The organism is Acinetobacter towneri DSM 14962 = CIP 107472, from assembly GCF_000368785.1.
Lineage (GTDB): Bacteria > Pseudomonadota > Gammaproteobacteria > Pseudomonadales > Moraxellaceae > Acinetobacter > Acinetobacter towneri.
The window spans coordinates 141978-149847 of record NZ_KB849683.1; the positions used below are offsets into that span (position 1 = coordinate 141978).

Annotated in this window: 7 protein-coding genes; 4 read left to right on the forward strand and 3 right to left on the reverse strand. The window is 41.5% G+C overall.

Annotation, left to right across the window (positions count from 1 at the left end):
- The first annotated feature begins 219 nt into the window (after window positions 1–219).
- Entirely contained in the window at window positions 220–1182 is a 963-nt protein-coding gene (gene fmt / locus F947_RS01215) for a methionyl-tRNA formyltransferase (protein ID WP_004970366.1), read from the forward strand.
- Window positions 1179–2486 (forward strand): 16S rRNA (cytosine(967)-C(5))-methyltransferase RsmB, encoded by a 1308-nt coding sequence (gene rsmB / locus F947_RS01220; protein WP_004970368.1) that lies wholly within the window; start codon window positions 1179–1181, stop codon window positions 2484–2486. Before fmt ends, rsmB begins: the two co-directional genes overlap by 4 nt.
- Window positions 2487–2615: 129 nt before the next feature.
- Here rsmB and F947_RS14140 read toward each other — a convergent pair whose 3' ends face one another.
- The 3 genes from F947_RS14140 to F947_RS01230 all read right to left on the reverse strand — a co-directional run bounded on the left by F947_RS14140 (window position 2616) and on the right by F947_RS01230 (window position 6220).
- Window positions 2616–2726, reverse strand: a complete 111-nt coding sequence (locus tag F947_RS14140; RefSeq protein WP_004970370.1) for a methionine/alanine import family NSS transporter small subunit — start codon at window positions 2724–2726, stop codon at window positions 2616–2618.
- Window position 2727: 1 nt separating this feature from the next.
- The gene (locus F947_RS01225; RefSeq protein WP_004970372.1) at window positions 2728–4212 is read right to left on the reverse strand and encodes a sodium-dependent transporter; all 1485 of its coding nucleotides are present in this window, start codon (window positions 4210–4212) and stop codon (window positions 2728–2730) included.
- A 565-nt stretch (window positions 4213–4777) separates the two neighbouring features.
- Window positions 4778–6220: an aldehyde dehydrogenase family protein gene (locus F947_RS01230; RefSeq protein ID WP_004970374.1), complete on the reverse strand. Its 1443-nt coding sequence runs from the start codon at window positions 6218–6220 to the stop codon at window positions 4778–4780.
- Window positions 6221–6393: 173 nt separating this feature from the next.
- Between F947_RS01230 and F947_RS01235 the strand changes: the two genes are divergently transcribed.
- Window positions 6394–7077: a TIGR04219 family outer membrane beta-barrel protein gene (locus F947_RS01235; RefSeq protein ID WP_004970377.1), complete on the forward strand. Its 684-nt coding sequence runs from the start codon at window positions 6394–6396 to the stop codon at window positions 7075–7077.
- A 164-nt stretch (window positions 7078–7241) separates the two neighbouring features.
- Window positions 7242–7870 (forward strand): IS30 family transposase (locus F947_RS01240; protein WP_004970380.1); only part of this gene is annotated, 629 nt, incomplete at its 3' end.

Consider the following 7870-nt stretch of genomic DNA (forward strand, 5'->3'; position numbering starts at 1 on the left):
TTATGATGGATAAAAAGTGACGAGAACCCACAGCACCTTGTTGATCATACTGAATGCAATACAAAACTTTCATGAATAATTTTTAAATTTTGCATTACTAATTTTTATCATAATAATTTATAGCACAGCGACAAGGTGGATTTGTTACAACCCGTTCCGACCTTTGAGCCGCAATTTGTTATAATTGCCGCGTCATCTAAAACTATGGGTTGATTTCCATTGAAAATCGTTTTTGCAGGTACGCCTGAATTTGCTGCAAGCGCTTTGGCAGCACTCCTGAACACCGAACATGAGATTGTCGCGGTTTACACCCAGCCTGACCGTAAAGCAGGACGCGGACAAAAACTCACAGCATCTGCGGTGAAGCAATTGGCACTACAACACGATCTTCCTGTCTATCAACCTTTACATTTTAAATCATCTACTGAAGAAGGTCTGGCGGCTCAACAAGAATTGGCTGCATTGAATGCCGATGTGATGGTGGTTGCTGCCTATGGTTTAATTTTGCCGCAAGTGGTTTTAGATACTCCAAAATATGGCTGCTTGAATATTCACGGTTCTTTACTACCACGTTGGCGTGGTGCAGCGCCGATTCAGCGTGCTATTGCCACAGGTGATACCGAAACAGGCATTACCATTATGAAAATGGCTGCAGGCTTAGATACAGGCGATATGATGTATAAAACCCTATGCCCAATTACTGCCACAGACACCTCTGCTACTTTACATGATAAACTGGCGCAGCAAGGTGCCGAAGCAATTGTCGAAGTACTGGCTTCAGAGCAAAAATTGCAAGACTATTTGGCTGCGCGTGAAGTGCAAGATGAAGCCTTGACGGTCTACGCAGACAAATTGACCAAAGCCGAAGCGCAAATTAACTGGTCACAAACTGCAGCCGAAATTGACCGTAATATCCGTGCCTTTAATCCGTGGCCTGTGGCGTTTATCCCTTTAGATGACACTCAAAACTTGCGCGTCTGGGGTTCAGCATTATCGGATGAATCTGCACAAGGCAAAGCTGCGGGTACAATTTTAAAACTAGACAAACAAGGCGTACACGTCGCTTGTGGCGATCAACAAGCGGTATGCTTAAGCTCGTTGCAATGGCCAGGCGCTAAACCCCTGAATCCTGTGCAAATCATTCAAACTCAAAAACTTCAAACAGGACAAGTTCTCGCATGAGCCATTCTGAATCAGGCAACTCACATTTGAACTTGCGTGCCCAAGTCATCCGTACGCTATTGGCTGTACAACAAGGGCAGTCATTGGCGAATGTTTTACCTGCACATTTAAGTAAAGTCGCAGAACGAGACCGCGCCTTGTTTCATGAGCTGGTTTTGGGCACCTTGCGACAATGGTATGCCCTAAAAAGCATTACTTTGCCGCTGTTGGTAAAACCACTCAATAATGAAACCATTGAAACCTGTTTATATGTTGGTTTATATCAAGTGCTTTGCACCCGTGTAGCCAATCATGCTGCAATTTCCGAAACCGTAACTGCAGCCAAACAATTGGGCTATCAAGCACTCAGCGGTGTAGTGAATGCAATTCTGCGTCGTGTTTCACGTGAAACATCGGAATTTCAAAAGGCTTTGGCGCAGGCACATGGTTTGCCAAGTTGGTTGTATAAACGTCTGAAAAAAGATTGGCCTGAACAACAAGAACAACTGACGCAAACTTTAAAGCAAACCGCGCCTCTGACTTTAAGAGTCAATACACGCCAAATCAGCCGCGATGACTATTTAGAAATTTTGCAGGAACAAGAGATTGCTGCAGAAGCTTGCACCGTGTCTGAAGTCGGTATTGTGATGCTGCAAAATGTGCACATTCCAGACTTGCCTGGTTTTGATGAAGGCGTATTTTCCGTACAGGACGAACATGCCCAACTGTGTGCAACGCTCTTGCCAAATTTAGATGGCAAAGTGGTAGTCGATGCCTGCGCAGCACCCGGTGGTAAAACAGCGCATCTGCTTGAAAAATTTCAGCCTAAAAAATTGATTGCCTTAGATCAGGATGCCAAACGTCTGTTACGTGTCAGCGAAAACCTAGAACGTCTGCAACTGAATCAAGAAGCGCAAGTCGAAATTTTGGCTGCCGATGCAACCACATGGAATGCCAGTGAAGCAGTAGACTGTATTGTATTGGATGCACCATGTTCTGCAATTGGAGTCTTGCGTCGTCATCCAGATATTCGTTTGCTGCGTCAATCTAGCGATATTCAGCAGACGGTGGTATTACAGCAACAGATTTTGCAGCAGATGTGGCAACAGCTCAAAGTTGGTGGCACCTTGCTTTACATTACCTGCTCGGTTTTAAAAGCCGAAAATGAACAGCAAATGCAGCAATTCTTTTCCGAACATCAAAATGCCAAAGAAGTCAAAATTGAGGCAGATTGGGGCATTCCACAACTGTATGGGCGCCAATTATTGCCGCAACAAGGACGCGGGGATGGTTTTTATTATTGTCGTATTGAAAAAACCGCCTAAGCTATTTCTGTTTTAACGATTCTTCTCATTTAATAGCCTTTCCAAAAAAATAACCCTTGAATCAATCAAGGGTTATTTTAGTTAGCCAGTGCAATGCTTTACAGCATCGCACCCGTTTCAGCAAAATGCTTAGTCTTCGAGTTCATCTGGGTTTTTGATCAGGTGAATCATCGCCAAAACCAAACCACCCCAAAGTACCACTGTTGAAATAATCAACATCACCAATGCAGATGTATTCATCTTATTTCTCCGCTGCGTCGTGATCTTTTAAGCGGCTAAGCAATACCGCGCCAATAATAAAGAGCACCACGGTACCACCACCCACGGTGAGTAAAATGTGTAATGGATAACCACCATAGCCTTCTGCAAAAATAGATTTAAGGGTTAAACCTAAAGCCACGAGCAATGAAAGCGGCGTCACGATGGTTAACAGGAAATTCCAGCCCCAACCCAATTTAATGCTTGAGTATTGGTTAACGTGTTGCTGTAACTCTTTGAGCAATGGACGACGGAACCAAGTCACCAAAATGATCGACAATAAACCACCACCAACAATACCAATGTTGTTGGCAAAGTAGTCAATGATGTCGACAAAAGTAATCGCGCTGTGGGTAGAGAATAAAATGGTTGAAACAATAGCTGAACCACCCGCAATAATGGTTACTGCACGCTTACGCGACCAACCCAGCTTGTCTTGGAACGCAGCAATGGGTACTTGCAGAATACTCACCATTGAGGTCACCCCTGCAACCGTCAATGAGGCGAAGAATAAGAAACCAAATAAATCGCCACCTGCACCCAAGCTTGAAATGATTTTCGGGAATGCAATAAAAGCTAAACCAATACCGCCCGAAACCACTTCATCTACCGATGAACCTGCGCTGTACGCCATGAAACCAAGCGCAGCAAAAATACCAATACCCGCTAAAATTTCAAAAGATGAGTTTGCAAGTGCAACCACCAAGCCTGAACCAGTCAAGTTGGTTTTAGGTTTTAGGTAAGATGAGTAGGTCAACATAATCCCGAACCCGACTGAAAGCGAGAAGAAGATATGACCAAAGGCAGCTAACCATACTTTATAGTTCGCCATCGCTTCCCAGTTAGGCGTAAAGAAGGCATTTAAGCCATCGACTGCACCCGGTAAACGTAACGCTTGAACCACAAGAATAGAGAATAAAATCACCAAAAGTGGCATAAAGATTTTATTTGACAGCTCAACCCCTTTTTTCACCCCGCCGTATAAAATGAACATCACCACCGTCCATACGATGACTAAACCAATAAATAAGGTTGGTACAAAACCAAAGGCTAAGCCTTCACCATTTTGTAAGTAGCTTGTGAAAAAGAATTTTTCAGTGTCTGTTCCCCATTGCTGACCAATGGAATAGAACATATAACTGCCTGCCCAAGACAATACGCTGGCATAGTAAATACCAATCAGCAAAGTCACCATCACCTGCCACCAGCCCAATGCTTCACTGTTCATGAGCTTTTTATAAGCGGTTGGTGGTGCTTTACGGTATTTATGCCCAACTGCATAGTCCAAAAACAGCAATGGCAAACCTGCGGCAAAGATCGCAATTAAATAAGGGATTAAAAATGCGCCGCCGCCATTTTCATATGCAACATAAGGGAAACGCCAAATATTGCCCAACCCGACCGCAGAACCAATGGCTGCGATAATAAAGCCTGATCGCGCGGACCAACTCTCACGAGAATCTGTCATAGAACACCTAAACTTCAGGTTATTTTTTGCTGCTTGTTTTTTAATTCTGACCTTTTATATAAATAACTTGCTTTTTCATTAGCTTAAATTTACTTTATATAACGGTACTTTAGCGCACGCAAAAAATATCCTGCAAAAAATGAAAATCTGGGTGTTTGCTTTAGAGTCACACCTTTTGAGCATCAAATTCTAAAGGTCAAACAGCGAAATATTCGGAAAATCTTGCTTAAAGTCTTTGCCCAATATTGCGCTTTTGTATGGCTTAACAATACTCATTTTTGAACAATTTTTCTGTAAATTCTGCTTAGAAAGATGCTTTTTGTATGCATTTTTTTAATCAAACGTTCAAATTCCACTCCATTTTGACTTGATTTTTTGGTTATAAGTCATATAACTATTTGGAATGTAATGTTGGTGCTATTTGAGTTGTTTTACTTTTCATCTATTATAGCAGCGCTGTAGCTTATTATTCACCAAACCACAGCGCTGTAATCAATCATCTCAAAATTCAGAGTTAACTCATCCTTTCTCTTTATTTATAACGATGCATCATTAGATCAGATACTTAACGCTTAATTACCAATAAACGCTCTTCCTGCATATCCCGAATAGCAGATTGAATCCCTTCTCGCCCTAAACCCGAATCTTTCACGCCACCATAAGGCATATTGTCCACACGGAACGATGGAATATCATTAATAATCACCCCACCAACTTGTAACTGATCCCATGCATACAGCATTTTTTCCAAGCTTTGTGTATAAATACCCGCCTGTAAACCAAAACGACTTTGGTTGATACGTGCAATCCCTTGCTCAAAAGATGAATATTTTTCCAAAATGGCAACAGGGCCAAAAACTTCATCTTTATAAACTTCCAAGTTTGGATCGACCTGTTCCAATAAAGTCGGTTCAAACATCACACCTTTCAGCTCGCCACCTGCCAATATTTTTGCGCCTTTTTTCACCGCTTTATCAATCCACTTTTTCAAGCGCTGCGCTTCAGCTTCCTTAATCATTGGCCCGACCAAAGTGCTGTCTAAATCAGGATCTGCCGCTTTAATTTTCTTGAGCTGGCTCACAAGTTTCTTTTTCAGTTCGGCATATACGTCAGCATGCACCAAAATACGTTGCACACTAATACACACCTGCCCAGCATGATTATACGCACCACCAATTAAGCGATGAATCAATGCATCATTCAATTCAGTATCGGGTTCAATCATCACTGCTGCATTGCCGCCCAACTCTAGCGTTACTTTTTTGCGTCCTGCGCGGGCTTTCATATCCCAACCCACCACATCTGAACCAGTAAAACTGAGCAGTTTAAAGCGGTCATCTGTCACTAAAACATCAGCTTGTTCACGCTCACAAGGTAATACTGAAAACGCACCTTTAGGTAAATCTGTTTCTGCCAACACTTCTGCAATTTTCAATGCTGAAATAGGCGTGGCGCTGGCAGGTTTTAATACAAAAGGGCAACCTGCAGCAATCGCGGGCGCAATTTTATGTGCAGTTAAATTCAACGGAAAATTAAAAGGGCTGATCAAAGACACAGCACCAATGGGTACATGCTTAACCATCCCTTGATAATTCGCAGCAGCAGGCGTCACCGCCAACGGTAAAATTCGTCCTTCATCTAGTTGAGACACTGCATCTGCAGCAATTTGGAAGGTATTAATTAAACGTTCAACTTCTGCCATCGCGGCCAAACGTGGCTTTCCACCTTCGGCAATTAAAATTTCGACCAATTCTTCACGCATGTTTTGAAAACGCTGCACACAATGCAACAGAATTTTTTGTTTTTGAAAGGGCTGTAACTTTGCCATTTCGGCTTCTGCTTTTACGGCTGCACGAATGGCTTTTTCAATACTTTTCGCATCGGCAAGTGCGACACGCGCATATAAATTTTGAGAATATTTATGCTGAACGGCTAACCATTGCCCTGTTTCTACGGCTTTATTGGCAAGATAGAGCGGATAATCGACAGGTGGATGGACATTTTGCATACTGAAATCCTCTATTTTTGGCGCGAATTAAGCTATATTTTTTACAAGAATTTTGATTCTAGAAAATGTATGATGCGCTAAGTTGGACAATATTTCACATGATTTTTTGTCACGAGAACATACAACACCACACCATTCATCCCAAATGATGATGACAAAATACTAGAGTTTATATGCTTACATTACAACGTTTTGCTTTAGCATGCAGTTTAATTAGTTGTTCAGCGGTGCATGCCGATATTATTGGGGTAAAAGCCAGCGTAGATTATTGGAAATATAGCGCAGACTGGAATCAGGCTCAGTTATCACCAAACTTGGATGATGATTTTGCCTTACCCTTCAGTCTAGCAGTAGAGCATCCAGTACCATTTTTACCCAATGCTAAAATTAAACATGCCAATTTGCAGGCCGAAAGCGAGCAAAGCGCTGCTGGTGTAAAAATCAATCAACTAGATTTAGATTACTCAGACTTCATTTTATATTATGAAATTTTAGATAACATTGTTGCCGCAGATGTTGGATTTGGTGCCAAAGTACTTGAAGGCGACTTAAGATCGAATTTGTTTTCGACACAAGACGTCAGTGAAACTTTACCTATGCTGTATGCAGAAGCAGCGGTCAAATTACCATTTACAGGTTTAAGTGCCAAAGCTGAAGCTAACTATGCCAAAAATAGCGACAATGAAGTTCGTGATGCTCAGGCAGAAATTAAATATAACTTTATAGATGCCATTTTAGTCGATGTTGGTTTAAAAGCAGGTTATCGCATTTTAGATATTAAGCTCAATCAAGATTCCAATCAGGAAACTCAATTAGAGTTTAAAGGCCCATATTTAGGTTTAGAAGCACATTTCTAAATATTTGATATTTATATAAGTTTAAAACCCTTAAATTATTTTTAAGGGTTTTTTATTCTTCGCAGATTCAAATCCCAAGTGCAACACATTTGTAGTTAGTTGAAAAAGTTAGGTGTATTCATAGAATCATTAGACTTTTTCAACTCGCAATTGGAAAGCACACAATGAAGAAATACACCCAACTTTCTCAAGATGAAAGATACGAAATTTATGCTACTTTGAAAAGTAAAAGTTCAATCGCTACCCTTGCTCGGGAGTTAGGACGTTCACGATCAACCATCTACCGTGAATTAAAAAGAAATACTGGGCAACGTGGATATAGAGCTCAACAGGCAGCTAAATTTGCAAGTCAAAGACGGTACCGTCCTTCATCATCAATGACAGCATTTGCCTTCGCTTATATTGATTATTTGATTGGTTTGGACTGGTCACCAGAACAAATTTCAGGTGCTTTAACACAACGCGGTTGGCTGGATGTACCTTCACATGAGTGGATTTACCAGTACATTTATCAAGATAAATCAAAAGGCGGTAAACTTTATCTACACTTAAGGCTTCAGAAGAAATATCGAAAACGCGGTTACAAAAACACGGATCGTAGGGGGCAAATCATTGATAAAACAAGTATTCACTGCCGAGACCAGGTCATTGATCAACGACAACGTTTAGGAGATTTCGAAGGTGACACGGTGATTGGTAAACATCATAAAGGTGCTTTATTGACTCTCGTTGATCGAAAGAGCCTGTATGTACATATTGTTCATTTAGGGCCAACGAGAGCATCCTCTCAAAC